Source organism: Streptomyces sp. NPDC026522 (assembly GCF_055567555.1).
Window position 1 is genome coordinate 129842 of sequence record NZ_JBVHQF010000016.1, and the last position, 26753, is coordinate 156594.

Consider the following 26753-nt stretch of genomic DNA (forward strand, 5'->3'; position numbering starts at 1 on the left):
GCGGAGCCTCATGGTCTCCTGGGGCCACCAAACCGTCCGGACCGCGGCACAGGTGAGACCACCCAGCTCCCCTGCCCCGCGGCCGGACCTGCCTGTCCCACCCACGAAGGCGAAGTCATCACATGAGTGACAGCACCTTGGCCAAGGCCCCCAGCCCGCCGTCTTCCCCGCACGTCGACGCCGGCGACGAGGGCTACAGCAAGGACCTCAAGTCCCGCCACATCAACATGATCGCGATCGGCGGGGCGATAGGCACCGGCCTGTTCCTCGGCGCCGGAGGCCGCCTCGCCGGCGCCGGACCCTCCCTCGCCATCGCCTACGCGGTGTGCGGGATCTTCGCCTTCTTCGTGGTCCGGGCTCTCGGTGAGCTCGTCCTCTACCGCCCGTCCTCCGGCGCCTTCGTCAGCTACGCGCGCGAGTTCATGGGCGAGAAGGGCGCCTACGCGGCCGGCTGGCTCTACTTCCTGAACTGGTCGACCACCACCGTGGCCGACATCACCGCCGCCGCGACCTACGCCCACTTCTGGGCGATGTTCACCGACGTCCCCCAGTGGGTCCTCGCCTTCATCGCCCTCGCCGTCGTGCTCACCGCCAACCTGATCTCGGTGAAGTACTTCGGCGAGATGGAATTCTGGTTCTCCCTGGTCAAGGTCGCCGCCCTGGTCGTCTTCCTGGCCGTCGGCATCTACCTCGTCGCCACCAGCCACCCCATCGACGGCCACACCCCCGGCCTGGCCTCGATCACCGACAACGGCGGCATCTTCCCCGTCGGCATGCTCCCCATGCTCCTGGTCATCCAGGGCGTGGTCTTCGCGTACGCCTCCGTCGAGCTCTGCGGCGTCGCCGCCGGCGAGACCGAGAACCCCGAGAAGATCATGCCGAAGGCGATCAACTCGATCATGTGGCGCGTGGGCCTGTTCTACGTCGGCTCGGTCGTCCTGCTCGCCCTGCTGCTGCCGTACACCGAGTACTCGGCCGACCAGAGCCCCTTCGTCACCGTCTTCGACAAGCTCGGCGTGCCCGGCGCCGCGGGCGTCATGAACCTGGTCGTCCTGACCGCCGCCCTCTCCAGCCTGAACTCCGGCCTCTACTCCACCGGCCGCATCCTGCGCTCGATGGCCATGTCCGGCTCCGCGCCCAAGTTCACCGGCGTGATGAACAAGGGCAAGGTCCCCTACGGCGGCGTCCTGTTCACCGCGGCCTTCGGCGTCGCCGGCGTCGCCCTGAACGCCTACATGCCGAAGGACGCCTTCGAGATCGTCCTGAACTTCGCCTCCCTCGGCATCCTCGGCACCTGGGCGATGGTCATGCTCTGCTCGCTGCACTTCTGGCGCCGGGCCAAGCAGGGCCGCGTCGAGCGCCCCGCCTACCGGCTGCCCTGGGCTCCGTACACCCAGCTCGTCACGCTGGCGTTCCTGCTCACCGTGCTGGTCCTGATGTGGTGCGACGGCGGAGTGGGCCGCACCACGGTCCTCTTCGTCCCGGTCATCGCCGCGGCCCTGGTGGGCGGCTGGTTCCTGGTCCGCGGCCGCGTCGCCGCGATCGCCGCGGCCCGCGACTGACCCCCCCGCCACGACGACGGAGGACCCCGCCCCGGCGGGGTCCTCCGTCGTTCCGCGAGGCATTGCAGGACCAGCGGGCGGACGCCCCCCTCGGCGCCGCGGGCCTCCGATCACACCAAGGTGACGACGTCGTCGACGCGGCGGAGTGGATGCCCGCGGAAGCCTCGCGCACGTAGCGTTCGCGCAGCTAGTGGGCCTTCTTGTACGCGTCGGGTGCCGACTGCGACACCACGACACTAAACGAAAACGACCGTTTGCGTTAAGCCCCTCTCCGGTGTTAGATTCCTCATGAAGCGAAAACGATCGTTTCTCTTTTGTGAGGCGGATCTCCTGCGGATCTCGCGGGTCATCCCGCACGACGAGGAGGCGTCATGCCTGCGTCGCCCATCACCACCCCCCTCCCGCCGCACACGGACGTTATGATCGTCGGCGCAGGGCCCGTGGGGCTGACCCTGGCCGCGAGCCTGCGGCAACTGGGCGTGGACCACGTTCTCATCGACCGCGACACCGACGTGCGGACCGGGAGCAGAGCGGCAGCGCTCCAGCCCCGCTCCCTGGAATATCTGGAACGGATCGGCGTCGCCGAACGCCTCGTCGAGGCGGGCGGGCGAGGGCGTGGGTTCCGCATCCATGACCGGGAGCGCACCCTGCTGCACGCTTCCTACGGCGGCCTGGACACGCCCTACCCCTATGTCCTGCTCGCCTCCCAGCAGACGACGGAGGAGCACCTGCTCCGCCGCCTGCGGAAGCTCGGCGGCGAGGTGCACCGCGGTCACAAGTTCCTCGGCTCCACTCCCGACTTCCCCGGCGTCACCGCCGTCATCGCCGGTCCGCAGGGCGTGGTGCGCCCGGTCTCCGCGCGCTACCTGGTGGGCTGCGACGGTGTGCACAGCGCCGTACGCACGGCCGCGGGGATCGGGTTCCCCGGAGAGGCGCCGGAGCAATTGTTCGCCCTGGCCGACGTCCGCCTGGACGCGGGGGCGAGCGGCCCGGGGGAGGACGACACCACCTTCTTCCTCTCCTCCGCGGGGATGCTGCTCCTCTCGCCGCTCGCTGACGGACAGCACCGCATCGTGACCCCCACCGCACCGGGGTCGGCCGCGCCCGGCGACGCCGCCGACATCGAGCGGCTGGTGGCCGAACGCGGGCCGCTGGCGGGACGTATCCGGGTGACGGCGGTGGTCAACGCCTCCACGTACCGCGTACAAGAGCGGGTCGCCGAGCGGTTCCGGGCCGGTCCGGTCTTCCTGGCCGGGGACGCCGCGCACACGCACAGCCCGGCCGGCGGCCAGGGCATGAACACCGGCATCCAGGACGCCGGGAACCTGGCCTGGAAGCTGCACGCCGTCCTCACCGGCGCGGCCCCCGCCGAACTGCTGGACGGCTATCACGCCGAGCGGCATCCGGTCGCATCCGAACTGGTCGCCCTCACCAGCCACTTCGCCAGAATGGCCACCCTCAGTGACCCGGCCGCCGGACAGCGCCGCAACGACCTCCTCGCGGCTGCCGCGGCCACCCCCGGGGCCCTCGACCGGATAGCCGCCAAACTCGCCCAGCTCGACATCGGTTACGCGCACGAGCCCGGCCACGTCTCCCCCCGTGCGGGAGACCGGGTCTCGCCACTGACAGTCCCGCAAGCGGGCCTGCGCTGGACGCTGGCCCTACCCGGCCGGAGCGACCCGAAGGACGGGCGGCAGTGGGACACCGTCCTGTCCGTGTGCCACGTACCGGGACTACGAACTCCCTTGCTGGTGCGCCCGGACGGCTACCTGGCCGCGCACGGAGTACCGGCCGAGCCGGCCGAGGTACTCAGCCGGCTGGCCCAGCACCTGCCCCTGCCCGTTCCGTCCACCCGATGACCCGGCTGTGCAAAGGAGACAAGGGCATGTCGACTTCTGCTTCCGCCCCCACCCTCATCCGCAACGTCGCCGTCTTCGACGGCAGCGAGCTCCGCGCACCCCAGGACGTCCTCATCGACGGTCCCCTGATCACCGCCGTCGGCCCCGCCCTCGGCACACCGACCGGGGCCACCGTTGTCGACGGCAGCGGCCGCACCGTGCTGCCCGGGTTGATCGACGCCCACACCCACACGAGCGACACCGAACAGCTGCGGCGGGCACTCCTCTTCGGGATCACCACCGAGCTCGACATGGGCGGTACGCCCTCGGTCGCCCGCGCGGTACGGGAGGCCGCGCGCGAACGTGACGACCTGGCCGACCTGCGCATCGCGACGACCGGAGCCACCGCACCCGGCGGCCACCCGAGCCAGTTGGTCGACCTCGGCCTGCTGGACCCCTTCCCCGCCGTCGCCGGTCCCGCGGACGCCGGAGCCTTCGTCGCGGCGCGGATCGCCGACGGGGCGGACCACCTCAAGATCTTCATCGAGGACGGCACGGCGATCGGGACGCCGATGCCCGTCATGTCCCCCGAGACGATCAGCGCGTTGGTGCGGGCCGCACACGAGCGCGGGCTGCGCACCGCCGCCCACACCCTCACCCGCCGCTCGGCCCGCCTCGCGATCGACTGCGGCGTCGACGGCCTCGCCCACGTCCCGGCCGACGCGCCCTCCGACGACGCCCTCGTGGAAGACGCCGCGGCCCGGGGTGCGTTCGTGATCCCCACCCTGGCCTCACTGACCGGCATGACCGACAGCCCGGCCGAGTACGCCCTCGTTGACGACCCGCGGTTGCGGCCCTACGCCGACCCCCAGTGGCTCAAGGAGATCGAGCGGATGCGTACCGACGGCCCGGGCGAGGTGCGGGTCGGACCGGTCTCGGTCGACGCCCGCCACGCGGCCGACCTCGCACTGCGGATGTTCCGGGCCGGGGTGCCCCTACTGGCCGGGACCGACGGCACCGGCGGCGCGGGCCACCCCACCACGCACGGCATCAGCTACCACGGCGAACTGGCCCTCCTCGTGGGCGCCGGACTCACCCCGGCTCAGGCCCTGACGGCCGCAACCGCCGCCCCCGCCGACGCCTTCGGCCTCCACGACCGCGGGCGCGTCGCCGCCGGGCTGCGCGCCGACCTCCTGCTGGTCGAGGGCAACCCCCTGGTCGACATCACCGCGGTCCGGGACATCGCCGGCCTGTGGCGGCGCGGCGTCCCCGTAGACCGCACGGCCGCGCTCCTCACAGACGGACTGGTCCGGTCATGAGCGCCCTGACGACCACGCCGACGGCCCCGGCACACCAGGGCCTCCACCACCTCAAGCTGTGCGTCAGCGACCTGGAGCGCAGCGCCGGCTGGTACGGCGCCGTCCTGGGCGCCCACCGCATGGCCGGACTGGACCACCGCCGCCCGGACGGCACGCTGTTCGCCCTGGTCCTCGACGTCCCCCACCTGCCCTGCCGGCTGGAGCTGCGCCTGGACCCGGTGACCGCCCGCGCCCTGGACGGGAACGAACTCCTCACCCTGGCCGTCGAGGACCGCGCCGCCGTGGACGAATGGATCGCGCATCTGGACGGCCTGGGGGTCCGCCACTCACCGCCGGTCGTCGCGATGGTGGGCTGGGTGCTGGTCGTCCCCGACCCGGACGGGCTGCGCCTGCGGCTCTACACGACCGAGCCCCACGGGCTCGACCGCTCGCGCGTCGAGTACGGCTCCCCCTGGCTGAGCACCGGACCCACCGACGGCACGGCCGGGGGAGGGGACACCGCCGGAACACCGCGCACGTGACGGCGTTCGGCCCGTCACCCGGTCCAGGAGGCCGGGCCGAGGGAGGACAGGCCCGCGATGAGGTGCTCGGCGGACACGGGTGCCACCAGGTGCCGCCCGACGAGGAGACCCGGCATGAGGGTCATCAGGACCGTCGCGATCCCCCGGGGATCGGCATCCGCTGCGACCTGGCCCTCCGCGCGCCACCGCCGGGCCAGTTCCGCCAGTTGCCCGTGCGCGCCGAGGTAGAAGGCCCGGGTGCGTTCCTCCATGCCCGGCCTGCGCAGGGCCTCCCCCCACGACTGGATGGCGATCCGCGTGAGGTCGTACTCCGACCGCGCGTCCCGGTCCCGGACCTCCCCGACCATCGCCGCGACCACCTGGGCCGGTGACGCGGTGGGACGCTGCGCCAGCAGTCCGTCGAACAAGTTCCGCACGAGGGCGAGCGCCTCGTCCGCGGCGGCGTCGATGAGGTCGTCCTTGCTGCGGAAGTACCGGTAGACGGCGCTGGAGGACATGCCGGTCGCGGCGATCACGTCGTCCATGGACGTGGCGTGGAAGCCGTTGGCGGAGAAACAGGTCCAGGCACTGGTGAGGATGTGACGGCGCCGCTCTTCCCGGCGCTCGTCCGTCAGGCGGGGCATCCTCCCACCCTAAACGAGAACGATGGTTTCCGTTCCAGTCGGAGTTGCAAACGACGGAGCCGGTCAGAGCGACGTGGTGTCGCTCTGACCGGCTCAGTCTGGTCGGTTGACCGCTGTGTCCGAGGGGGGACTTGAACCCCCACGCCCGATAAAGGGCACTAGCACCTCAAGCTAGCGCGTCTGCCATTCCGCCACCCGGACCAGGTGTGTGTCTCGCGTCCCTCGCGGGCCGTTCCGACGTGGAAAACATTACCAAACATTCCGGGGTCCCCGATCACACCCCCCGGTGACCGGGGAACGCCCTTGGGGACGGCGGCCCGGGGCGGGAGGATGGGGGAGGCAGTCGGTACTGATCAGTGGGAGGAAGCAGCGTGAGCGAGTCGAGCGCGGGCAGGACCGTCTCCGGTGAGGACGAGGTCGTCGACCTCTGCCGGGACCTCATCCGGATCGACACCAGCAACTACGGGGACCACTCGGGCCCCGGCGAGCGCAAGGCGGCCGAGTGGGTCGCGGAGAAGCTGGCCGAGGTCGGGCTGGAACCGCAGATCTTCGAGTCGCACAAGGGACGGGCCTCGACGGTCGCGCGCATCGAGGGCGAGGACCCCTCGCGGCCCGCGCTGCTCATCCACGGGCACACCGACGTGGTCCCGGCCAATGCCGCCGACTGGACGTACGACCCCTTCGCCGGTGAGATCGCCGACGGCTGCCTGTGGGGGCGCGGCGCCGTCGACATGAAGGACATGGACGCGATGACGCTGGCCGTCGTACGCGACCGCATGCGCAGCGGCCGCAAGCCCCCGCGCGACATCGTCCTCGCCTTCCTCGCCGACGAGGAGGCGGGCGGCGTCTACGGCGCCCGGCACCTCGTCGACAAGCACCCCGGCCTCTTCGAGGGCGTCACCGAGGCCATCGGCGAGGTCGGCGGGTTCTCGTTCACCGTCAACGAGAACCTCCGCCTCTACCTGGTGGAGACCGCCCAGAAGGGCATGCACTGGATGCGGCTCACCGTGGACGGCACCGCCGGCCACGGTTCCATGACCAACAACGACAACGCGATCACCGAGTTGTGCGAGGCCGTGGGGCGGCTCGGACGCCACCAGTGGCCGGTGCGCGTGACGAAGACCGTACGGTCCTTCCTCGACGAACTCTCGGACGCCCTCGGAACCCCGCTCGACCCCGACAACATGGACGCCACGCTCGCCAAGCTCGGTGGCATCGCCAAGATGGTCGGCGCGACGCTGCGCAACTCGGCCGCCCCGACGATGCTGGGCGCCGGCTACAAGGTCAACGTCATCCCCGGCCAGGCCACCGCGCACGTCGACGGCCGCTTCCTGCCGGGCTACGAGGACGAGTTCTTCGCCGACCTCGACCGGATCCTCGGCCCGCGCGTGAAGCGCGAGGACGTGCACGCCGACAAGGCCCTGGAGACGGACTTCGACGGCAAGCTGGTCGACGCGATGCAGGGCGCGCTCAAGGCGGAGGACCCGATCGCCCGCGCGGTCCCGTACATGCTCTCGGGCGGCACGGACGCCAAGTCCTTCGACGACCTGGGGATCCGCTGCTTCGGCTTCGCGCCGCTCCAGCTGCCGCCCGAACTGGACTTCGCGGGCATGTTCCACGGAGTGGACGAGCGGGTGCCGGTGGACGGTCTGAAGTTCGGCGTTCGCGTGCTGGACCGATTCATCGACAACGCCTAACGCCGGGGAATCGGGAAGGTGTGCGGATTCCACTGAGAAGAGTGAATGCGCTCATACGCTCGTAGCCCTGGTGATCCCTCCTCGTTACAGGTGGTGCGGTCCGCGGCTGGGACCGCACTTGCCTACTAGGAGGAACAATGCTCAAGAAGGTTGTCGCCGCTGCGGCTGCCACCGGTGGTCTGGTTCTCGCGGGTGCGGGCATGGCTGCCGCCGACGCGGGCGCCCAGGGTGCGGCCATCGGCTCCCCCGGCGTCCTGTCGGGCAACGTCGTTCAGGTCCCGGTCCACATCCCGGTCAACGTGTGCGGTAACACCGTCAACGTGATCGGCCTGCTGAACCCGGCCTTCGGCAACACCTGCGTCAACGCCTGACGCGTCTGAAGTCCTTGGCCCCGGAGCGCATCCCAGCGCTCCGGGGCTGCCGGGCTTTCGGGCCCGCACCTCTTCATCTATTCGGCGTCGCAGGCGGGGGAGCGTGTACGGCCTGTACGCCGACCGAACGTACACAGCATGGGGACGAGTACAGATGCGACGACCGGTAGTACAGGTCACCAGGAAGACCCTGATCACCATGGCGGCCGCAGGGGGCGCGCTGGCGCTCGGCGGCGGTTACGCGCACGCGGACGCCGGGGCGGCGAGCCACGCCGTGAACTCGCCGGGCGTGCTGTCCGGCAACAACGTGCAGGCGCCCGTGGACGTGCCGGTGAACGCCTGCGGCAACACGGTCACCGTGATCGGAGGCCTGAACCCGGCCTTCGGCAACCGCTGCGTCAACGGGGGCGGCCCCGCGAAGCCGGACCACCCGGGCCACCCCGGAACCCCGGGCCACCCGGGAACCCCGGGCCACCCGGGGCACCCCGGCAACCCCGACGAGCCGTGCGACGACGACCACCCGGGGCACCCGGGACACCCCGGAACTCCGGGCCAGCCCGGCAACCCGGGTACGCCCGGCAACCCCGGTACGCCGGGTCAGCCCGGCAACCCGGGTACACCTGGAAACCCGGGTCAGCCCGGCAACCCTGGAACCCCGGGCACGCCCGGCACGCCTGGCAATCCCGGTAACCCGGGCAACCCCGGCACGCCTGGGAACCCCGGTACGCCGGGTCAGCCCGGCAACCCGGGCACACCCGGTACGCCGGGCCACCCCGGCAACCCGACCGCACCCGGCCACGGCACGGGCACTCCCGGTACCCCCGCAACGCCCGGCCAGGGCACCGGCGGGGGACTCGCCGCCACCGGGGCCGGTGACGTCCTGACGGCCGGCCTCCCGCTCGCGGGCGGCCTGCTCCTCGCGGGCAGCGTGCTCTACCGACGCGCCCGCAACGCCGCCTGACGCGGGCGGAAAACGGGCACACCGGCACTCCCGACGCGGGCCCCCTGCCAGGGGGTCCGCGTCACCACGTGGCGCGGACCTGGCGGATGATCCGGCGGCGCAGCCGCACGCGGCGACTGCCGTCCCGGAGCAGCGTCAGCCGGTCGAGCTCCCAGTGCCCGTACTCGGCATGGTCGGTCAACAGGCGGGTCGTCTCCTGGCGGGGCACCCCGCGGGGCACGTACAGGTCGACAAATTCGTATTCCGGCATCGCATCTATTGTGCGGGCAGAGGCCTGCTACGGATAGCGTCTGCACTATGTCTGATGCCGCTCTGCCCACTGTTGCCGAGGTACGCGCCGCCGCCGAGGCGGTCAAGGCCGCGCTCGACCGCCACCTCGCCGCGGTCGAGAGCAGGATCGGGGACGACGACCCGGCCGTCTACGCCGCGTTCAACGAGCTCGCCGCCGCCGCCGACGAGTACGACGAACTGCTCTACGACCGCTACGACGAGGTCACTCCCTTCGAGATCCCCACCCCCGAGGACGGTGTCCCGTACACCGGGCCCGCCGAGCCCGCCGCCTTCAGCGTGCTCATCCGCCGCGACTACGCCGTGGTGGAACCACAGCGCCTGATCGCCCAGGCCGACCGCGTCGCCGCGCACGACCCGGACGCCGAGCCCGTCGAGGACGGCGGCACCGCCGGGGCGCTGGGCGTCCTCTTCGGGGAGTACGAGCCCGACGAGATCCACTCCCGCTACCGGGAGTTCGGCCTGGAGGAGGGCGACTCCACGCTCTGGGTCGCCGCCGCGGAGGAGGTCGCGGAACCGGGCGAGTGGCTCGACTCGCCCTTCGAGCACGCCGACGCGCAGAACGTGCTGCACCGGTTCGACGTGAGTTCCGTCTTCGACGACGAGCCGGAGGACTTCGAGGACGACGACGCGCCGGACGGGGCCTCGGCGCCGGGCCTCACCCCGGCCTGATCACCGCACGGCGCTGTGGGTCGCCGCCCGGCTCCGGGCGGCGACCCACAGCGCACCGTTACTGCGGCTGTTCCGCGGCGGCCGCCGCGAGGGCCCGCAGCAGGTCCGCCAGCCGGGTCGTGCGCGGCTTGGCCGGTACGCCGGCCACCGCGCGCGCCAGCGCCTGGTCCACGCCGTGCACCACGGACAGGTGCCGCTCGGCGCGCCCGAAGGCCGTGTACACCCAGTCCCGGGACAGCGCGTCCGCCGCGTCCCCGGGCAGCACCACGACCACCGCCGGCCAGCGTGCGCCCACGGCCTGGTGTCCGGTCACGGCCCAGCCGTGCCGCACCTCCGACTCCACGCGCTCCTTCGGTACGACGATCCGCGGGCCCGCCGCGTCCAGGTGCAGCCCCTGCGCGTCGGCCGACACCACCCGGGCCGGCCGGGCCCGCCCGGGCGCCGGCACGTGCACCACCTTGTCGCCGGGGTCGAAGCCGCCGAACCGGCCCGGGCCGGGGTTCAGCCGCTCCTTGAGGGCCGCGTTCAGCGCCCGGGTCCCCGCAGCACCGCCGTGGCCCGGGGTGATCACCTGCACCTCGTCGGCCGGGATCCCGAAGGCGCGCGGTACCGACTCGGCCACCAGCTGGACCGTGCGGTGGACGGCCTCGCCCGCGTCCCGCACCGGGACGATGACGACCTCCTTGCCGGGGGCGTCGACCTGGTTCAGCTCCCCGGCGCCGATCCCCGACACCAGCTCGCCCAAGGGGCCCGGATCCGGGACGCGGGAGACCACCTGGGGGCAGGTCCGGGCCGCCAGCACGTCGGCGAACACCCGTCCGGGGCCCGCGGAACCGAGTACGCCGGGATCCCCGGACAGCACCAGGCGGGCCCCGTCGGGCAGTGACTCCACCAGCGCGGCCGCGCTCTCCACGTCCAGCTGGGGCGCGTCCAGGACGATGAGCAGGTCCAGCGCGAACTGCCCGTCGGCGTCCCGCCCGGGCCCCTCCGTCCCGTCCAGCAGGCCCGCCACGGTGACGGTGCCGGCCGCCGGGGCGTGCGCGGCCAGAGCGGCCCGCAGCCCGAGCCGGCGGGCGGCCGCCAGCAGGGCCGCCGGTTCGGCGCGGGCGGCCTCGCCGCCGGTGTGGGTGACCAGGCCGTGGCCGGAGACGGCCCGGATCAGCTCGGCGCCGAGGCCGCCGGCGGCGGCCTCGGTCCAGTCCGTCGGGCCGGCGAAGGTGCTGGCCAGCCGGGCCAGGCCGTCGGCCAGGCTCTCCTCGGCCAGCGCATAACCCTCCAGCCCCACCAGGACCGTGCCGGGCGGCTCGTCCCGCTGACCGTCCTGCCCGTCTTGTCCTGGTTCCCCGGACTCCGCGGACCCGGCGGCGCCCGCCGCCGGTTCGTGGAACACCAGCACCGCGCCGTCGCCGATGGCCCGCTCCAGGGCCCCGGCCGGGTCCGGTACGCCGTACTGGGCCAGCGCCTTCTCCAGGACCGGCGCCTCCAGGGCGGTGTGCCCCTTGAGCGCGGCCCGGGCCAGCAGCCAGCCCACCAGGGCCGCGCCGCGGCGCTCGTCGCCCGGGCCCGCGCCGGGGCCCAGCAGGGCTCGGGCGAAGCCGTCGGCCTGGGTGGGGCGCACCGAGGCCACCGCCAGCAGCCGCCACGGATCCTCCGCGAGCTGCTCGGCGGCGCCCTCGCCCAGCGCGGTGGCGGCCGCCTCGGCCAGCGCCTCGGGGGCGCCGCCCCGGGCCAGCACCGCCCGTACGCCCTCGGCGTCACCGGCCGCGGCGACCGGCGCGGGGGTGCGGGGCTGCGGGGGAGCGGGGGCGGCCGCCTTGCGCGGCGCGGCCGGGGCGTCGTCGAAGTACGCGGCGGGCTTGGCCCCGCTCTCCACCGCCCGCACGGCGGCCAGCAGGTCGGCGGCGGTCCCGCTGAGCTTGGCGCCCGCCTCGACCGGCGCCTGCCGCTCCGCCTTGCGCCGGGCGATCCGCTCCCGCTCGATCTTCTGCGCGGCCAGCTCCGCCTGGGCCTCGGTCAGCTCGGGCTTGGCGCCCTGGGCCGCCGCGGCCCCGTCCGCCGTCAACCCGGCATCCCCTTCGGCCGCGCCCGCGCCCTCCTCCGGGCCCGTCCCCGGGTCCTCCTCGGGCGCCGGGTCCACGGCTGCCGCCGGGTCCTCCTCGGGCGCCGGGTCCACGGCTGCCGCCGGGTCCTGGGCCGGCGCCGGTTCCGGCGTCTCCCGCGGGCCCGGGCCGGCTTCGCCGGCGGCGTCCGACGCCCGGGGCGCGGGTTCCCCGCCGGGGGGTTCCGGGGTACGCGCGCCCTGGACCGCCCCGGCCTCCGGGCCGGGGGTCTCCGGTTCGTCCGCGGCGCCGGTGGCGGCGGGGTCGGTACTCACAGCGTGCTCCAGTCCTGATCGGGATAGCGGTGCACGGGCGCCGACACGTCGTCCAGCGCCCGGCAGATCTCCTCCGGAAGACTAAGGGCCTCCACCGACAGCGCCGCCCCCAGCTGCGCCGCGGTACGCGCGCCGACGATCGGCGCGACGACTCCCGGCCGGTCCCGCACCCACGCCAGCGCCACCTGGAGCGGGGTCACGGCCAGCCCGTGCGCGGCCGTCGCCACGGCGTCCACGATCCGGCCCGACGCCTCGTCCAGGTACGGGTCCACGAAGGCGGCCAGGGTCTGCGACGCGCCCCGCGAGTCGGCCGGGGTGCCCGCCCGGTACTTCCCCGTGAGCACGCCGCGCCCCAGGGGCGAGGACGGCAGCAGGCCCACGCCGAGGTCCAGCGCGGCCGGCAGCACCTCGCGCTCCACGCCCCGCTGGAGCAGCGAGTACTCCATCTGCGTGGAGGCGAGCCGGGTCCGGGTGCCGGGGGCCGCGAGCTGCCAGGTCGCCGCCTTCGCCAGCTGCCAGCCGCTGTAGCCCGCCACCCCCGCGTACCGGGCCCGGCCGCTGCTGACGGCGAGGTCCAGCGCCTGGAGGGTCTCCTCCAGCGGGGTCCGCGGGTCGAAGGCGTGCACCTGCCACAGGTCCACGTACTCGGTTCCCAACCGGGCCAGCGAGTCGTCCAAGGCCGCCAGCAGGTGCCCGCGCGAGCCGTCGCACCGCCGGTCCGGGTCCCGCACGGAGCCCGACTTCGTCGCGATCACCAGCTCCCGGCGCGGCACCAGCTTGCCGGCCAGCTGTCCGAGGAGGTACTCCGCCTCCCCGCCCCCGTACACGTCGGCGGTGTCGACGAAGGTGCCGCCGGCCTCCCAGAAGGTCTTCAACTGTTCGGCGGCGCCCGCCTCGTCCGGTCCCTCCGCGGACCGGCCCCAGGTCAGGGTGCCGAGGCCGATCCGGGACACGCGCAGGCCGGTGCGGCCGAGATGCCTCTGCTCCATGAGCGCTGAGACTACTGGGGCCCTGCCGCGGACGACCGGGGCGCGCTACAGTCCCCGCAGACCTACGTTACTGATCGGTAAACCGGTAAGGGGACGACTCATGCGGCTCGGCATCAATCTCGGTTACTGGGGTGCGGGCATGGACGGCGACAACCTCGCCGTCGCCCAGGAGGCCGACCGCCTCGGCTACGACGTCTGCTGGGCCGCCGAGGCCTACGGCTCCGATGCCGCGACGGTGCTGGCCTGGGTCGCGGCCCAGACCGAGCGGATCGACGTCGGCTCGGCGATCTTCCAGATCCCGGCCCGCCAGCCCGCGATGACGGCCATGACCGCCGCCACCCTCGACTCCCTCACCAAGGGCCGCTTCCGGCTCGGCCTCGGCGTCTCCGGACCGCAGGTCTCCGAGGGCTGGTACGGCGTGAAGTTCGACAAGCCGCTCGCCCGCACCCGCGAGTACGTGGAGATCGTCCGCAAGGCCATGAGCCGCGAGCGCCTCTCCTACGACGGGCAGCACTGGACCCTCCCGCTGCCCGGCGGCCCCGGCAAGCCGATCAAGCTGACCGTTCACCCCGAGCGCGAGCACATCCCGCTCTACATCGCCGCCATCGGGCCGAAGAACCTGGAGCAGACCGGCGAGATCGCCGACGGCGCCCTGCTGATCTTCCCCGCCGCCGAGCACCTGGAGGAGACGGCCCTGCGCCACATCCGCGCGGGCCGCGAGAAGGCCGGGCTGACGATGGACGGCTTCGACGTCTGCCCGACCGTGCCCCTCGCCGTCGGTGACGACGTCAACGCCCTCGCGGACACGTTCCGGCCGTACACCGCCCTGTACGTCGGCGGTATGGGCAGCCCGAAGCAGAACTTCTACAACCAGCTCGCACAGCGCATGGGCTACGAGAAGGAAGCGGCCGAGATCCAGACCAAGTACCTGGGCGGCGACAAGGCGGGCGCCGCCGCCGCGGTCCCGCACTCGCTGATCGACTCGACCACCCTGCTCGGTTCCGTGGAGCGGATCGCGGACGGGATGCGCGCCTACGCCGACGCCGGGGTCACCACCCTGACGCTCGCGCCCGCCGGGTTCACCCTGGACGAGCGGGTCACCGCCCTGCGGGCCGGGGTCGAGGCCCTGGACCGCGCCGGTCTGGCCTGAGGAACGCCCGCGGCCGTGGTGGGGGCTCGGGGGTCTTCCCCGCCACGGCCGACACCCGCATCAACGCGTACGCGGGCCCCGGGGTTACGCCCTGGGGCCACGGCCTTCGCTTCGTTCATTCGGCCGAGTCCCGCCACGTATCGGTTGCCCGCCCGCCGCATCCGCCTTTGACTCGGAACATGCTCTCTGCCCGCAGCCTGTTCCAGGAGATCGTGGACAACGACGACTCCTTCCAGCTGTTCTGTTCCATCGCCGCCAGCGGGGAGGCCCAGGGCGGCTGGGAGAACGGCCGGATCGCCGCCCTCGTTCCCGACGGCATGCGCCACCTCGCGCCGAAGATCACCCGGCACGGAGCGGACGAGGACAAGCACGGCCGCATCTTCCAGGCCCTGCTGCGCAAGCGCGGTCTGCCCGCCGTCCCGGTCCCGCCCGAGACGGACTACACGATGCTGCTGGAACGCCGGGGCATCGGCCTCGCGCACGACAAGCTCAGCCGTGAGGAGCCGCTGACGGTGGAGGACATCGTCGTCTACCTCGCGCACAGCCGCGTCACCGAACAGCGGGCCGCCGACCAGATGGACATGCTGGTGAGGCACTTCGGCGACCACCCCGAGGTCGGCAAGGCCATCCGCATGATCAGCAACGACGAGGACAACCACCTCGCCTACTGCCACGAGGAGCTGCTGGCCCTCGTCCGGGCCGGCCACGGCCGCACCATCCAGCGGGTGCTCCGCGACAGCGCCCTCGTGGAGATCGGCATCTACCGGGACGTCAGCCTCGCCGTCATGGGCCACATGGGCCGGCTGCTCAGGTGGCCCGCCCCCAAGGCGGCCGCCCTCGCCGCCGGGATCCGGGCGATGTACGGCTACGAGCGGTTCAGCGGCTGGCACCGCATGGTCAGCCTGCGCATGCCGCGGCGGCGCGACGCCCTGGGCGGCGTCCCGGCCGGCGCACCGGGCTACGTCTGACGGCCCGGGCGACCGGGCGGGTCAGTACGCGGCCCGGCGGGTCAGTACGCCTAGAGCCAGCCGCGGCGCTTGAACAGCCGGTGGAGCCCCAGGCAGGCGCCCGCCATGACCACCAGCACCGCCGGGTAGCCCCACTCCTGCCGGAGCTCCGGCATGTGGTCGAAGTTCATCCCGTAGATCCCCGCCACCATCGTCGGGACGGCCGCCATCGCCGCCCACGCGGAGATCTTGCGCATGTCGTCGTTCTGCCGGACGCCCATCTGCGCCAGGTGCGCCGACAGCGCGTCCGACAGCAGCCGGTCCAGCCCCTCGATGTACTCGTTCGCCTTGGTCAGGTGGTCGGCGACGTCGCGGAAGAAGGGCTGGGAGCGCTCGTGCACGAACGGCACCTCCCCGAAGGCGAGCCGGTCCATCGGCTGGAGCAGCGGGCTGGTCGCCCGGCGGAACTCCAGCACCTGCCGCTTGAAACCGTAGATCCGGGCGGCCGTGGACTTGGTGCGCCGGGTGTCCGAGTCGTTCGGGGCGAACACCTCCGCCTCCAGCTCCTCCAGATCCGCCTGCAGCTCCGCCGCCACCTCGATGTAGTGGTCCACCACCGCGTCCGACACGGCGTACAACACCGCCGTCGGACCGTGCCGGAGCACGTCCGGATCCTGCTCCAGGCGGCGCCGTACGGCGGCCAGCGCGGCCCCCTCGCCGTGCCGGACCGTGACCACGAAGGAGTCGCCGATGAAGACCATCAGCTCGCCCGTGGTCACCGTGTCGGTGTCGTCGTCGTACATGACGGGCTTGAGGACGACGAAGAGCGAATCGTCGTAGACCTCCAGCTTCGGGCGCTGATGCGCGGTCAGCGCGTCCTCCACCGCCAGCTTGTGCAGCCCGAACTCCTGGCTGACGTGCTCGAATTCCTCTTCCGTGGGCTCGTGCATCCCCACCCACAGGAAGGCGTCACCCGTCGCCCGCGCCTCGTCGAGGGCATCCGAGAAATCCTCGGGTGCCTCGGAGCGGCGGCCGTCCCGGTACATCGCGCAGTCGACTATCACGTCGGGCATTCTCCCTTGACCCGCGCCCACTCGCACACCGCCGCCACCGCTTAGGGTGGGCCCATGGCCACGCTGATCCTCGTACGGCACGGGCGGTCCACCGCCAACACCGCAGGCTTGCTCGCCGGATGGACCCCGGGAGTGAGCCTTGACGAACGCGGCGCCGAGCAGGCCGCCGCACTGCCCGGACGCCTCGACGGGGTGCCGCTCGCCGCCGTCGTCAGCAGCCCGCTGCAGCGCTGCCAGGAGACCCTCGCCCCCCTGCTGGCGGCCCGGCCCGGGCTGAGCCTGCAGACCGACGAACGGATCGGCGAGTGCCACTACGGCGACTGGTCCGGCCGCAAGCTCTCCGAACTCGCCGACGAACCCCTGATGAAGATCGTCCAGCAGCACCCCTCCGCCGCCGCCTTCCCCGGCGGCGAGACCATGCGCGCCATGCAGGCCCGCGCCGTGGACGCCGTACGGGAGTGGAACGCGCGGATCGAGGAAGAGCACGGCGCCGACGCCGTCTTCCTCATGTGCTCGCACGGCGACATCATCAAGTCCCTCGTCGCGGACGCCCTGGGCATGCACCTCGACCTCTTCCAGCGGATCCACGTCGACCCCTGCTCCGTCACCGCCATCCGCTACACACCGACCCGGCCGTTCCTGTTCCGCCTCGGCGACACCGGGGACTTCGCCGCTCTCGTGCCGCGCAAATCGCCCGAAGACGGCGGGGACGCCGTCGTGGGCGGCGGCGCGGGCGCGGCCTGATCGAACGGCGCAGTAGGGTGGACGGGCCAACACAGGCAGCCCGCCCACGCCCCGCCCCTGCCACCGACACTTGGAGACTGGACGTGCCCCGTCAGGTGTTCCTTTACGACCCGCCGGACCGCTTCGTGGCCGGCACGGTCGGTCTGCCTGGACGCCGTACGTTCTTCCTCCAGGCCTCCTCCGGCACCCGGGTCACCAGCGTCTCCCTGGAAAAGACCCAGGTCGCCGCGCTCGCCGAGCGGATGGACGAACTGCTGGACGAGGTCGTACGGCGCACCGGCGGCAACGCCCCGGTCCCGGCCGTCGCCTCCGCCGAGGCCGCCGACACCGCACCGCTCGACGTACCCGTCGAGGAGGAGTTCCGCGTCGGCACCATGGCACTGGCCTGGGACGGCGAGGAACAGCGCATGATCGTCGAGGCGCAGGCGCTCGTGGAACTCGACGCCGACTCCGACGAGGACCTCGCCGAGGCCGAGGAACGGCTGCTCCAGGACGAGGAGAACGGCCCGCCGATGCTGCGCGTGCGCCTCTCCGGCGCCCAGGCCCGCGCCTTCGCCAAGCGGGCCCTGGACGTGGTCAACGCCGGCCGGCCGCCGTGCCCGCTGTGCAGCCTGCCGCTCGACCCCGAAGGGCACGTGTGTCCCCGCCAGAACGGCTACCGGCGCCAGGCGTGAGCGCCGTGAACCCGACCGAGGAACTGCTCGCCAAAGGTGAGCTCACCGTCCGGGGCCGCATCGCCGAGGCCTCCAACGCCGTCCTGCTGTGCACCGTGACGCACGACGGCGTCAGCGCCGAATGCGTCTACAAGCCCGTCAAGGGCGAGCGGCCGCTGTGGGACTTCCCCGACGGCAGCCTCGCCCAGCGCGAGCGCGCCGCCTACCTGGTTTCCGAGGCGACCGGCTGGGGGCTGGTACCGGAGACGGTGCTGCGCGAGGGCCCCTACGGCGAAGGCATGGTCCAGCGGTGGATCGACGCCGGCGAGGCCCCCGGGACGGAGCTGCTGGCGCTCGTCGAGGGCGAGGAGGCCGGGGAGGGCTGGAAGCCGGTCGCCCTCGCCGAGGTGGGGGAGGGGCGCACCGCCCTGCTCGTGCACGCCGACGACCCGAGGCTGCGCCGGCTCGCGGTCCTCGACGCCGTCATCAACAACGCCGACCGCAAGGGCGGCCACCTGCTGCCCGCCCCCGACGGCCGGCTCTACGGCATCGACCACGGCGTGACCTTCCATGCCGACGACAAGCTGCGCACCCTGCTGTGGGGCTGGGCCGGCGAGCCGCTGACGGACGAGGCCCGCACGGTGCTGGCCTCCCTGGCCGCGCAGCTGGCCGACGGAGGGCCGCTCGCCACCCGGCTGGCGGAACTGATCACAGCCGGTGAGCTGGCCGCCGTACGGACCCGTGTGGCCCTCCTGCTGCGCGAAGGGACGCATCCCCGCCCCTCGGGGCAGTGGCCCGCCATCCCCTGGCCGCCCGTCTGACCCGCGCGGGGGCCGCCGACGGCCCGCACGCACAGAACCGGCCGGACCGCAAGGGTGGCGATCAAGCCAACAGTGCTGGTCCGGTTCGATGACGGAACATCCGTCCGGTTAGGCTCGAAGCATGCATGCCTGGCCCGCTTCTGAGGTCCCCGCCCTGCCTGGCAAGGGCCGCGACCTCCAGATCCACGACACCGCGACCCAGGGGACGATCACCCTCGACCCCGGTCCCGTCGCCCGAATCTACGTCTGCGGCATCACGCCGTACGACGCCACCCACATCGGTCACGCGGCCACCTACAACGCGTTCGACCTGGTGCAGCGCGTGTGGCTCGACACCAAGCGGCAGGTCCACTACGTCCAGAACGTCACGGACGTCGACGATCCGCTGCTGGAGCGGGCGCAGCGCGACGGCCACGACTGGACCGAGCTCGCCGAACGCGAGACGGCCCTCTTCCGCGAGGACATGACCGCCCTGCGGATCCTGCCGCCGCGGCAGTACATCGGCGCCGTCGAGGCCATACCCGGCATCGTGCCGCTCGTCGAGCGGCTCAGGGACGCGGGCGCCGCCTACGAGCTCGAAGGCGACGTCTACTTCTCGGTGGAGTCGGACCCGCACTTCGGCGGCGTCTCGAACCTGGACGCCGAGGCCATGCGGCTGCTCTCCGCCGAGCGCGGCGGCGACCCCGAGCGCCCGGGCAAGAAGAACCCGCTCGACCCGATGCTGTGGATGGCCGCGCGGCCGGGCGAGCCGAGCTGGGACGGCGGCTCGCTGGGCCGGGGCCGGCCGGGCTGGCACATCGAGTGCGTGGCCATCGCCCTGGACCACCTGGGCATGGGCTTCGACATCCAGGGCGGCGGCTCCGACCTGGCCTTCCCGCACCACGAGATGGGCGCCTCGCACGCCCAGGCGCTGACGGGCGAGTTCCCGATGGCCAAGGCCTACGTGCACGCGGGCATGGTCGCGCTGAACGGGCAGAAGATGTCGAAGTCCAAGGGCAACCTGGTCTTCGTCTCCGCGCTGCGCCGGGCGGGCGTCGACCCGGCCGCGATCCGGCTCGCGCTGCTCTCGCACCACTACCGGGCCGACTGGGAGTGGACGGACGCCGTCCTGGAGGAGGCGGTGGCCCGCCTGGAGCGCTGGCGGGCCGCGGTGTCCCGGCCGGACGGCATTCCGGCGGACGCCCTGGTCGAGGAGGTCCGCGAGGCCCTCGCGAACGACCTGGACGCCCCCGCCGCGCTGGCGGCCGTCGACCGCTGGGCGCAGGCGCAGAACGCCTCGGACGGCGATGACGAGTCGGCTCCGGGGCTGGTGTCCCGCACCGTGGACGCGCTGCTGGGCGTGGCCCTGTAAGACGCCGCGGGGCGAACGCAGAACGCCGGACCGGCCGCGGGTGCGGCCGGCCCGGCGTTCTGCGTTCGGCAGGCGGCCCGGCCTCGTGGGGCTCCGCCCCACACCCCGCGCCTCACACGCCGGCGGGGCTGGAAGCGGCGGGGTCGCGCGGAACCGCTACGCCTCCGGGGGGGTGTCCTCCTCCGGAGGGGCCGCCGGGGGGTCCTCCGGGGGCTCCGGGTCCGGCCTCAGGCGGGGCTTCGTGCGGCCGCTGGAGGTGTCCCGCAGGTACGATCCGTCCCCCGGCTCCGCGGTCGCGGAAGGGTCCCGCCGCCGCAGGTACCGCTCGAACTCGCGGGCGATGGCGTCCCCCGACGCCTCGGGCAGGTCGGCGGTGTCCCGCGCCTCCTCCAGCGTCTGCACGTACTCCGCCACCTCGCTGTCCTCGGCGGCCAGTTGGTCCACGCCCAGCTGCCACGCCCGCGCGTCCTCGGGCAGTTCGCCCAGCGGGATCCGGATGTCGAGCAGGTCCTCCAGCCGGTTCAGCAGCGCCAGCGTCGCCTTCGGGTTCGGCGGCTGCGACACGTAGTGCGGCACCGCCGCCCACAGCGACACCGCCGGGACGCCCGCGTGCGTACAGGCCTCCTGGAGCACGCCCACGATCCCGGTCGGGCCCTCGTACTTCGTCTCCTCCAGGTCCATCGTCCGTGCCAGGTCGGCGTCCGACGTCACCCCGCTGACCGGGACCGGCCGGGTGTGCGGGGTGTCCCCCAGCAGCGCGCCCAGGATGACCACCATCTCCACGCCCAGCTCGTGCGCGAAGGCGAGGATCTCGTTGCAGAACGAGCGCCAGCGCATGGACGGTTCGATCCCGCGCACCAGCACCAGGTCGCGCGGCTTCGCACCGCCGATCCGGACCACCGAAAGCCTGGTCGTCGGCCAGGTGATCTTGCGAACCCCGTTCTCCAGCCACACCGTCGGCCGGTTGACCTGGAAGTCGTAGTAGTCCTCGGCGTCCAGCGCAGCGAAGACCTCGCCCTTCCACTCCCGGTCCAGGTGCGTGACAGCACCGGAGGCGGCGTCACCCGCGTCGTTCCAGCCCTCGAACGCGGCCACCATGACCGGGTCGATCAGCTCGGGCACGCCCTCAAGCTCGATCACCCAGGTCTCCTTCCGAAGTTCCCCTTGCGTACGTGGGTCAGCCTAAGCCTTGAGGGGACACCAGCCACAGCCCACGACGGAGGGGCGGTTCCCCTCGGAACCGCCCCTCTTCCCCACTGCGGCGAGTGCTACGCCTTGCCGCCCAGCATCTCCTCGACCCGGGCGCGGACCTCGGCGCTGTCCAGGCCGCGGACGGTCACCGTCGTGCGCCGGCGCAGCACGTCGTCGACCGTCTCGGCCCACTCGTTGTCACGGGCGTACGCGACCTGCGCCCAGATCTCCGGCCCGTCCGGGTGGATCCGCTCGGCCAGCGCCGGGTCCTCGTTCGCCAGCCGGGCGATGTCGAAGGCCAGCGAGCCGTAGTGCGAGGCCAGGTGCCGGGCGGTCAGCGGGTCCATCCGGGTACCGGGCTCGCGGTCCACCAGCAGCCGGTGCGCGACCGCGTTCGGGTTGGCGACACCGGGCAGCGGGACCCGGCGCACCAGGGACTTCACCGGCTCCATGTCCTCGGTCAGCGGGCTGCCCGGCAGCTTCGCCAGCTTGTCCATGACCACCCGGCCGATGTGGCGGTACGTCGTCCACTTGCCGCCGGCCACCGACAGCATGCCGCCCGCGCCCTCGGAGACGACCGTCTCGCGCTTGGCCTTCTCGACCCCGCCGGGGCCGCCGGGCAGCACCCGCAGGCCCGCGAAGGCGTACGTCATCAGCGAGCGGTCCAGGTCCGCGTCCTTCACCGAGAACGCCGCCTCGTCCAGGATCTGCTGGATGTCGGCCTCGGTGGCACGCACGTCCGCCGGGTCGCCCTCGTACACCTCGTCGGTGGTGCCGAGCAGCAGCTGGTCCTCCCACGGCAGGGCGAACGTGATGCGGTACTTGTCGATCGGGGTGGCCATGGCGGCCTTCCACGGCGACTTGCGCTTCATCACGATGTGCGCGCCCTTGGAGAGGCGGATCGACGGCATCGCGTGCTTGTCTTCCATGCGCCGCAGGTGGTCCACCCACGGGCCGGTGGCGTTGAGCACGACGCGCGCGTCGACCCCGAACTCGGTGCCGTCCAGGCGGTCCTTGAGCTCGGCGCCGCTGACCCGGCCGCGCGTCATGCGCAGGCCGGTGACCTCGGCGTGGTTCAGGACGACCGCGCCCGACTCGACGGCCGCGCGGACCGTCATCACGGCCACGCGGGAGTCGTTCATCTGGTGGTCGTAGTAGACCGCGACGGCCTTGAGGTTGTCGGTCTTCAGGCCGGGGTTGTCCGCGACGGCGCGGGCCGGGGATATCACCTTGCCGATGCCGTCGCCGAAGGCCGACAGGGCGGAGTACGCGAAGACGCCCGCGCCCAGCTTCGCGGCGCCGACCGGGCCGCCCTTGTAGACCGGCAGGTAGAAGGTGAGCGGGTTGACCAGGTGCGGCGCCACGTCCTTGGCCAGTACCCGGCGCTCGTGGTGGTTCTCCGCGACCAGCTTGACCGCGCCGGTCTGCAGGTAGCGCAGACCGCCGTGGACCAGCTTGGAGGAGGCCGAGGAGGTGGCGCCGGCGAAGTCGCCGGCGTCCACCATGGCAACCCGCAGACCCGACTGCGCGGCGTGCCAGGCCACGGACGTGCCCAGGATTCCACCGCCGATGACCAGCAGGTCGTACGTGGCCTTCGCCAGCTGCTCACGGGTCTCGGCGCGGCTCGCGTTGGAGCCGGCGGTCGGGTGCGAACCCAGTGCGGGAACGCTCTGCAGGGTGCTCATATCTCTTAGCTCCTCGTCGATTGACTCAGCTGAAGCGTCAGCTGGCGTCTTCGTCGTCGATCCAGCCCATGGACCGCTCGACGGCCTTGAGCCAGTTCTTGTACTCGCGGTCCCGCTGCTCGGCGGGCATCCGCGGGGTCCACTCCGCCGCGCGGCGCCAGTTGGCGCGCAGGGCGTCGGTGTCGGGCCAGAAGCCGACGGCCAGGCCGGCGGCGTAGGCCGCGCCGAGGCAGGTGGTCTCGGCGACCATCGGGCGCACCACGGGGGCGTCCAGGAAGTCCGAGAGGGTCTGCATCAGCAGGTTGTTGGAGGTCATGCCGCCGTCGACCTTGAGGGCCGCGAGCTCGACGCCCGAGTCCTTGGTCATGGCGTCGGTGATCTCGCGGGTCTGCCAGGCGGTGGCCTCCAGCACGGCACGGGCGATGTGCGCCTTGGTGACGTACCGGGTGAGGCCGGCGATCACACCGCGGGCGTCGGAGCGCCAGTACGGGGCGAACAGGCCGGAGAAGGCGGGCACGAAGTAGGCGCCGCCGTTGTCCTCGACGGAGGAGGCCAGCGTCTCGATCTCGGCGGCCGACTTGATCAGGCCCATCTGGTCGCGCATCCACTGGACGAGCGAGCCGGTGACGGCGATGGAGCCCTCCAGGGCGTAGACCGGCTTCTCGTCGCCGATCTGGTAGCCGACCGTGGTCAGCAGGCCGCTGTAGGAGTTGATGATCTTGTCGCCGGTGTTCATCAGCATGAACGTGCCGGTGCCGTACGTGGACTTCGCCTCGCCCTCGGAGAAGCAGGTCTGGCCGAACAGGGCGGCCTGCTGGTCACCGAGCGCCGAGGCGACCGGGACGCCGGCGAGCACGCCTTCCTTGACGTGGCCGTAGACCTCGGCGGAGGACCGGATCTCGGGGAGGACGTTGAGCGGGACCTCCATGGACTCGGCGATGCGCTCGTCCCACTGCCGCGTGTGGAGGTTCATCAGCATGGTGCGCGAGGCGTTGGTGACGTCCGTGACGTGCACTCCGCCCTGGACGCCGCCGGTCAGGTTCCAGATGACCCAGGAGTCCATGGTGCCGAAGAGGATGTCGCCGGCCTCGGCGCGCTCGCGCAGGCCCTCGACGTTGTCGAGCAGCCAGCGGACCTTGGGACCCGCGAAGTACGAGGCGAGCGGCAGGCCGGTCTCGCGGCGGAAGCGGTCCTGGCCGACGTTGCGGCCGAGCTCCTTGCACAGGGTGTCGGTGCGGGTGTCCTGCCAGACCAGCGCGTTGTGCACCGGCTCGCCGGTGTTCTTGTCCCACAGGAGCGTGGTCTCGCGCTGGTTGGTGATGCCGACGGCCTTGACGTCGGCCGCGGTGAAGCCCGGAATGTCCTGGGCCGCCTTGGCGATGGCCCCGGCGACGACCTCCTGGACGTTGGTCCAGATCTCGGTGGCGTCGTGCTCGACCCAGCCCGGCTTCGGGAAGATCTGCTCGTGCTCCTTCTGGTCGACGGCGACGATGCGGCCGTCGCGGTCGAAGACGATGCAGCGGGAGGACGTGGTGCCCTGGTCGATCGCGGCGATGAAGGGGCCGGTGCTGCTGGTCATGGTGGCTGCTCCTGGCGGCTCTGGTTGGCGGAATCAGGGGGCGGTGCGGATCTTGCGATACGTGCCGATGCTGATCAGACGAACGCGATGTTGTACAGACCACCGGCGAGGACGGCACCGACGAGCGGGCCGACGACCGGGATCCAGGAGTATCCCCAGTCCGAGCCGCCCTTGTTGGGCAGCGGCAGCAGGGCGTGCACGATGCGGGGGCCGAGGTCGCGCACCGGGTTGATGGCGTAGCCGGTCGGGCCGCCGAGGGAGAGGCCGATGCCGACGACCACGAAGGAGGTGATCAGGACGCCGATGACGCCGAGGCCCTTGCCGTCGTCCTGGAGGCCCTGGGTGAGGATCGCCAGGATCAGGACGGCGGTGCCGATGATCTCGGTCAGCAGGTTCTGGACGACGTTGCGGATCTCGGGTCCGGTGGAGAAGATCCCGAGCACCGGGCCGGCCACGTCGTGCGGGTGCGGGTCCTCGGGGCCGAGCTTGGCGTCACGGATGTGCTCCGGGTCCGCCAGGTGCGCCAGGAACTGTCCGTAGTACGTGATCCACATGAGGACCGCGCCGATCATGGCGCCGAGCAGCTGGCCCGCGAGGTAGACCGGCACGTCGCCCCACTCGCCGGTCTTGACGGCTATGCCGACGGTGACCGCGGGGTTGAGGTGTGCGCCGGACAGGGGGGCGGACACGTACGCGGCGATCAGGACGGCGAAACCCCAGCCGAAGGTGATCGCGAGCCATCCCGCGTTGCGGGCCTTGGAGCTCTTGAGCGTGACGGCGGCGCAGACGCCGCCGCCGAGCAGGGTGAGCAGGGCGGTACCGATGGTCTCGCCGATGAAGATGTCGGAGCTGGACACCCGCGACTCCTTTGTCTTACGTCCAGGGGGTGGGCGGACAACCGGGTCCCTCCGGTGGCCCACCGCACTCGGTGAGTGCTGCACCGGTCCTTGGCCTCGCCATACCCTAACGCGTATTGCCGGTAGGTGTTCGACAATGCCGACCGATGAACGGCAGTTTTCCGCCCGGGTGAAGAATGCGTCAAGGGCTGGGCAGGTCACAGATCCGGATCGTTACCGCTCGGTGTGATCGCCCAAATCCAGCCAACTAGTGGGCCAAAAATCGCCAAATACACCCAGATGGCGGCTGATGCCGCCCTGGGTGCAGGCAAAGCAAGGTCAGAACCGGCCCGCGCCGAGATCGCGCGAAACCGACCGTGCGCAGTCCCGTACCGACGCGATCAGGCTCGCCCGCGGCTCCCCGGCCTCCCCGCAGACCCGCTCCACGGCCCCCGCTACCGCCACCGCGCCGACCGGCATCCTGCGCCGGTCGTGGATGGGGGCGGCCACCGAGGCGATGCCCTCCCAGGTCTCCTCGACGTCGCAGGCCCAGCCGCGAGCCCGGGTCAGGTCCAGGACCTCCTCGAAACCGGCGGCGTCGGTGACCGTACGGGCCGTGAACGCCTCCCGCTCCACCTCGACCGCCTGGGTGTGGGCCACCGGGTCGTACGCCGACAGCACCTTGCCCAGGGCCGTGGAGTGCAGCGGCTGCATGGCACCCACCTCCAGCACCTGGCGGCTGTCGTCCGGCCGGAACACGTGGTGCATGATCAGCACCCCGCTCTTGTGGAGCACTCCCACGTACACGCTCTCGCCGCTCGCCCGCGCCAGGTCGTCCGTCCACACCAGCGCCCGGGCCCGCAGCTCGTGCACGTCCAGATAGCTGTTGCCCAGGCGCAGCAGCTCCGCGCCGAGCTGGTAGCGGCCGGAAGCCGGGTCCTGCTCCACGAACCCCTCGGCCTGGAGGGTGCGCAGGATCCCGTGCGCGGTCCCCTTGGCCAGCCCCAGCGCACCGGCCACGTCCGACAGGCCCAGCCGGCGTTCGCCGCCCGCCAGGAGCCGCAGCATCGCAGCGGCTCGTTCGAGCGACTGGATGTTCCGTGCCATCGTGCAGCCTCCTGCTGACGTAGTTCGACAATGCTGAACACTATCGGCCGATGTCGACCTTGTGCATGCTCGGGGAACTCTTCGGGACACCCGTGTGCCGCACCCGCCCCCCGGAGTCCTGGTGGAGCCAGGCCAAAGAATGCAGTCCGCCACGTGGGACAGCCCCACCGGGTCCGGGTGCACACGGTTACCCTGACCGCGTGCGCCCTTGACACAGCGAGGACGCAAAGCCGACAGCCGTCGCACTCCAGGGAGCTTGACCATGGCCTCGTTGCCGAACCCGCCCGCAGACACCCAGACCCGGGCCGATGCCCTCCGGGAGGCGTTCGCCACCCGTGTGGTGGTCGCCGACGGGGCGATGGGGACCATGCTCCAGGCGCAGGATCCGACGATGGAGGACT

General features: G+C 72.4%; 24 protein-coding genes and 1 tRNA gene. 14 read left to right on the forward strand and 11 right to left on the reverse strand.

All coding sequences use genetic code 11. The annotated features are described in order from the left end of the window. The first annotated feature begins 122 nt into the window (after positions 1–122). From ACZ4M3_RS32665 to ACZ4M3_RS32680, 4 genes are all read left to right on the forward strand, one after another. A complete protein-coding gene (locus ACZ4M3_RS32665; protein ID WP_467738808.1) occupies positions 123–1562 on the forward strand; it encodes an amino acid permease in 1440 nt (479 codons plus the stop codon). Positions 1563–1933: 371 nt separating this feature from the next. Next, positions 1934–3421 carry an FAD-dependent monooxygenase gene (locus ACZ4M3_RS32670; RefSeq protein ID WP_467738810.1) on the forward strand — a complete coding sequence of 496 codons (1488 nt, stop codon included), beginning with the start codon at positions 1934–1936 and terminating at the stop codon, positions 3419–3421. Positions 3422–3447: 26 nt separating this feature from the next. Then, on the forward strand, positions 3448–4719 hold the full coding sequence (locus tag ACZ4M3_RS32675; RefSeq protein ID WP_467738812.1) for an amidohydrolase family protein: 1272 nt from the start codon (positions 3448–3450) through the stop codon (positions 4717–4719). Beyond that, positions 4716–5240, forward strand: a complete 525-nt coding sequence (locus tag ACZ4M3_RS32680; protein WP_467738814.1) for a VOC family protein — start codon at positions 4716–4718, stop codon at positions 5238–5240. Before ACZ4M3_RS32675 ends, ACZ4M3_RS32680 begins: the two co-directional genes overlap by 4 nt. Before the next feature lie 14 nt (positions 5241–5254). Here ACZ4M3_RS32680 and ACZ4M3_RS32685 read toward each other — a convergent pair whose 3' ends face one another. Both ACZ4M3_RS32685 and ACZ4M3_RS32690 read right to left on the reverse strand, forming a co-directional pair. Then, entirely contained in the window at positions 5255–5863 is a 609-nt protein-coding gene (locus ACZ4M3_RS32685; RefSeq protein WP_467738816.1) for a TetR/AcrR family transcriptional regulator, read from the reverse strand. Between the two features lie 116 nt (positions 5864–5979). Next, positions 5980–6064, reverse strand: a tRNA-Leu gene (locus tag ACZ4M3_RS32690). 170 nt (positions 6065–6234) lie between these two features. On the opposite strand from ACZ4M3_RS32690, the gene ACZ4M3_RS32695 reads away from it, so the two are divergent. The 3 genes from ACZ4M3_RS32695 (at position 6235) to ACZ4M3_RS32705 (ending at position 8892) form a co-directional block, all read left to right on the forward strand. Continuing rightward, a complete protein-coding gene (locus tag ACZ4M3_RS32695; protein WP_467738818.1) occupies positions 6235–7560 on the forward strand; it encodes a M20/M25/M40 family metallo-hydrolase in 1326 nt (441 codons plus the stop codon). A gap of 137 nt (positions 7561–7697) precedes the next feature. Continuing rightward, the gene (gene chpH, locus ACZ4M3_RS32700; protein WP_405981454.1) at positions 7698–7931 is read left to right on the forward strand and encodes a chaplin ChpH; all 234 of its coding nucleotides are present in this window, start codon (positions 7698–7700) and stop codon (positions 7929–7931) included. 154 nt (positions 7932–8085) lie between these two features. Then, positions 8086–8892 carry a chaplin family protein gene (locus ACZ4M3_RS32705; protein WP_467738820.1) on the forward strand — a complete coding sequence of 269 codons (807 nt, stop codon included), beginning with the start codon at positions 8086–8088 and terminating at the stop codon, positions 8890–8892. Between the two features lie 61 nt (positions 8893–8953). On the opposite strand, the gene ACZ4M3_RS32710 is transcribed toward ACZ4M3_RS32705, so the two are convergent. Beyond that, on the reverse strand, positions 8954–9142 hold the full coding sequence (locus ACZ4M3_RS32710) for a DUF5703 family protein (RefSeq protein ID WP_112452273.1): 189 nt from the start codon (positions 9140–9142) through the stop codon (positions 8954–8956). A 47-nt stretch (positions 9143–9189) separates the two neighbouring features. Between ACZ4M3_RS32710 and ACZ4M3_RS32715 the strand changes: the two genes are divergently transcribed. Continuing rightward, positions 9190–9852 (forward strand): hypothetical protein, encoded by a 663-nt coding sequence (locus ACZ4M3_RS32715; protein ID WP_453409311.1) that lies wholly within the window; start codon positions 9190–9192, stop codon positions 9850–9852. Between the two features lie 58 nt (positions 9853–9910). Here the strand turns inward: ACZ4M3_RS32715 and ACZ4M3_RS32720 are convergent, their stop codons facing one another. Both ACZ4M3_RS32720 and ACZ4M3_RS32725 read right to left on the reverse strand, forming a co-directional pair. Continuing rightward, a complete protein-coding gene (locus ACZ4M3_RS32720) occupies positions 9911–12226 on the reverse strand; it encodes a helix-hairpin-helix domain-containing protein (RefSeq protein ID WP_467738823.1) in 2316 nt (771 codons plus the stop codon). After that, positions 12223–13215 carry an aldo/keto reductase gene (locus ACZ4M3_RS32725; RefSeq protein ID WP_467738825.1) on the reverse strand — a complete coding sequence of 331 codons (993 nt, stop codon included), beginning with the start codon at positions 13213–13215 and terminating at the stop codon, positions 12223–12225. The genes ACZ4M3_RS32720 and ACZ4M3_RS32725 overlap by 4 nt, the downstream gene beginning before the upstream one ends. 100 nt (positions 13216–13315) lie before the next feature. Here ACZ4M3_RS32725 and ACZ4M3_RS32730 point away from each other — a divergent pair, with 100 nt between their 5' ends. Continuing rightward, complete coding sequence (locus tag ACZ4M3_RS32730) at positions 13316–14365, forward strand: LLM class F420-dependent oxidoreductase (RefSeq protein ID WP_467738827.1); 1050 nt, start codon at positions 13316–13318, stop codon at positions 14363–14365. Positions 14366–14544: 179 nt separating this feature from the next. Continuing rightward, complete coding sequence (locus ACZ4M3_RS32735; RefSeq protein ID WP_467738829.1) at positions 14545–15333, forward strand: ferritin-like domain-containing protein; 789 nt, start codon at positions 14545–14547, stop codon at positions 15331–15333. Between the two features lie 50 nt (positions 15334–15383). Here ACZ4M3_RS32735 and corA read toward each other — a convergent pair whose 3' ends face one another. Next, complete coding sequence (corA, locus tag ACZ4M3_RS32740) at positions 15384–16385, reverse strand: magnesium/cobalt transporter CorA (protein ID WP_467738831.1); 1002 nt, start codon at positions 16383–16385, stop codon at positions 15384–15386. Between the two features lie 54 nt (positions 16386–16439). On the opposite strand from corA, the gene ACZ4M3_RS32745 reads away from it, so the two are divergent. The 4 genes from ACZ4M3_RS32745 (at position 16440) to mshC (ending at position 19954) form a co-directional block, all read left to right on the forward strand. Next, entirely contained in the window at positions 16440–17129 is a 690-nt protein-coding gene (locus ACZ4M3_RS32745) for a histidine phosphatase family protein (RefSeq protein WP_467738833.1), read from the forward strand. 83 nt (positions 17130–17212) lie between these two features. Beyond that, on the forward strand, positions 17213–17803 hold the full coding sequence (locus ACZ4M3_RS32750) for a DUF3090 domain-containing protein (protein ID WP_467738835.1): 591 nt from the start codon (positions 17213–17215) through the stop codon (positions 17801–17803). 5 nt (positions 17804–17808) lie between these two features. Further along, positions 17809–18603, forward strand: a complete 795-nt coding sequence (locus ACZ4M3_RS32755; RefSeq protein WP_467738874.1) for an SCO1664 family protein — start codon at positions 17809–17811, stop codon at positions 18601–18603. A 121-nt stretch (positions 18604–18724) separates the two neighbouring features. Beyond that, a complete protein-coding gene (mshC, locus tag ACZ4M3_RS32760; protein WP_467738837.1) occupies positions 18725–19954 on the forward strand; it encodes a cysteine--1-D-myo-inosityl 2-amino-2-deoxy-alpha-D-glucopyranoside ligase in 1230 nt (409 codons plus the stop codon). Between the two features lie 156 nt (positions 19955–20110). Here mshC and ACZ4M3_RS32765 read toward each other — a convergent pair whose 3' ends face one another. From ACZ4M3_RS32765 to ACZ4M3_RS32785, 5 genes are all read right to left on the reverse strand, one after another. Then, positions 20111–21094: a PAC2 family protein gene (locus tag ACZ4M3_RS32765; RefSeq protein ID WP_361314165.1), complete on the reverse strand. Its 984-nt coding sequence runs from the start codon at positions 21092–21094 to the stop codon at positions 20111–20113. A gap of 128 nt (positions 21095–21222) precedes the next feature. Further along, positions 21223–22830, reverse strand: coding sequence for a glycerol-3-phosphate dehydrogenase/oxidase (locus tag ACZ4M3_RS32770; RefSeq protein WP_467738839.1), 1608 nt, complete (start codon positions 22828–22830; stop codon positions 21223–21225). 37 nt (positions 22831–22867) lie between these two features. Then, complete coding sequence (gene glpK, locus ACZ4M3_RS32775; RefSeq protein WP_467738841.1) at positions 22868–24409, reverse strand: glycerol kinase GlpK; 1542 nt, start codon at positions 24407–24409, stop codon at positions 22868–22870. A gap of 74 nt (positions 24410–24483) precedes the next feature. Beyond that, on the reverse strand, positions 24484–25266 hold the full coding sequence (locus ACZ4M3_RS32780; protein ID WP_467738843.1) for an MIP/aquaporin family protein: 783 nt from the start codon (positions 25264–25266) through the stop codon (positions 24484–24486). 318 nt (positions 25267–25584) lie between these two features. After that, positions 25585–26352 carry an IclR family transcriptional regulator gene (locus ACZ4M3_RS32785; RefSeq protein WP_467738845.1) on the reverse strand — a complete coding sequence of 256 codons (768 nt, stop codon included), beginning with the start codon at positions 26350–26352 and terminating at the stop codon, positions 25585–25587. Positions 26353–26753: the final 401 nt, after the last annotated feature.

Excerpts from the sequence above, each read along its gene's own strand:
- ACZ4M3_RS32665 (WP_467738808.1), top strand. The coding sequence starts at position 123 with ATGAGTGACAGCACCTTGGCCAAGGCCCCCAGCCCGCCGTCTTCCCCG.
- ACZ4M3_RS32670 (WP_467738810.1), top strand. The coding sequence starts at position 1,934 with ATGCCTGCGTCGCCCATCACCACCCCCCTCCCGCCGCACACGGACGTT.
- ACZ4M3_RS32675 (WP_467738812.1), top strand. The coding sequence starts at position 3,448 with ATGTCGACTTCTGCTTCCGCCCCCACCCTCATCCGCAACGTCGCCGTC.
- ACZ4M3_RS32680 (WP_467738814.1), top strand. The coding sequence starts at position 4,716 with ATGAGCGCCCTGACGACCACGCCGACGGCCCCGGCACACCAGGGCCTC.
- ACZ4M3_RS32685 (WP_467738816.1), bottom strand. The coding sequence starts at position 5,863 with ATGCCCCGCCTGACGGACGAGCGCCGGGAAGAGCGGCGCCGTCACATC.
- chpH (WP_405981454.1), top strand. The coding sequence starts at position 7,698 with ATGCTCAAGAAGGTTGTCGCCGCTGCGGCTGCCACCGGTGGTCTGGTT.
- ACZ4M3_RS32705 (WP_467738820.1), top strand. The coding sequence starts at position 8,086 with ATGCGACGACCGGTAGTACAGGTCACCAGGAAGACCCTGATCACCATG.
- ACZ4M3_RS32710 (WP_112452273.1), bottom strand. The coding sequence starts at position 9,142 with ATGCCGGAATACGAATTTGTCGACCTGTACGTGCCCCGCGGGGTGCCC.
- ACZ4M3_RS32715 (WP_453409311.1), top strand. The coding sequence starts at position 9,190 with ATGTCTGATGCCGCTCTGCCCACTGTTGCCGAGGTACGCGCCGCCGCC.
- ACZ4M3_RS32725 (WP_467738825.1), bottom strand. The coding sequence starts at position 13,215 with ATGGAGCAGAGGCATCTCGGCCGCACCGGCCTGCGCGTGTCCCGGATC.
- ACZ4M3_RS32730 (WP_467738827.1), top strand. The coding sequence starts at position 13,316 with ATGCGGCTCGGCATCAATCTCGGTTACTGGGGTGCGGGCATGGACGGC.
- ACZ4M3_RS32735 (WP_467738829.1), top strand. The coding sequence starts at position 14,545 with ATGCTCTCTGCCCGCAGCCTGTTCCAGGAGATCGTGGACAACGACGAC.
- corA (WP_467738831.1), bottom strand. The coding sequence starts at position 16,385 with ATGCCCGACGTGATAGTCGACTGCGCGATGTACCGGGACGGCCGCCGC.
- ACZ4M3_RS32745 (WP_467738833.1), top strand. The coding sequence starts at position 16,440 with ATGGCCACGCTGATCCTCGTACGGCACGGGCGGTCCACCGCCAACACC.
- mshC (WP_467738837.1), top strand. The coding sequence starts at position 18,725 with ATGCATGCCTGGCCCGCTTCTGAGGTCCCCGCCCTGCCTGGCAAGGGC.
- ACZ4M3_RS32770 (WP_467738839.1), bottom strand. The coding sequence starts at position 22,830 with ATGAGCACCCTGCAGAGCGTTCCCGCACTGGGTTCGCACCCGACCGCC.
- glpK (WP_467738841.1), bottom strand. The coding sequence starts at position 24,409 with ATGACCAGCAGCACCGGCCCCTTCATCGCCGCGATCGACCAGGGCACC.
- ACZ4M3_RS32785 (WP_467738845.1), bottom strand. The coding sequence starts at position 26,352 with ATGGCACGGAACATCCAGTCGCTCGAACGAGCCGCTGCGATGCTGCGG.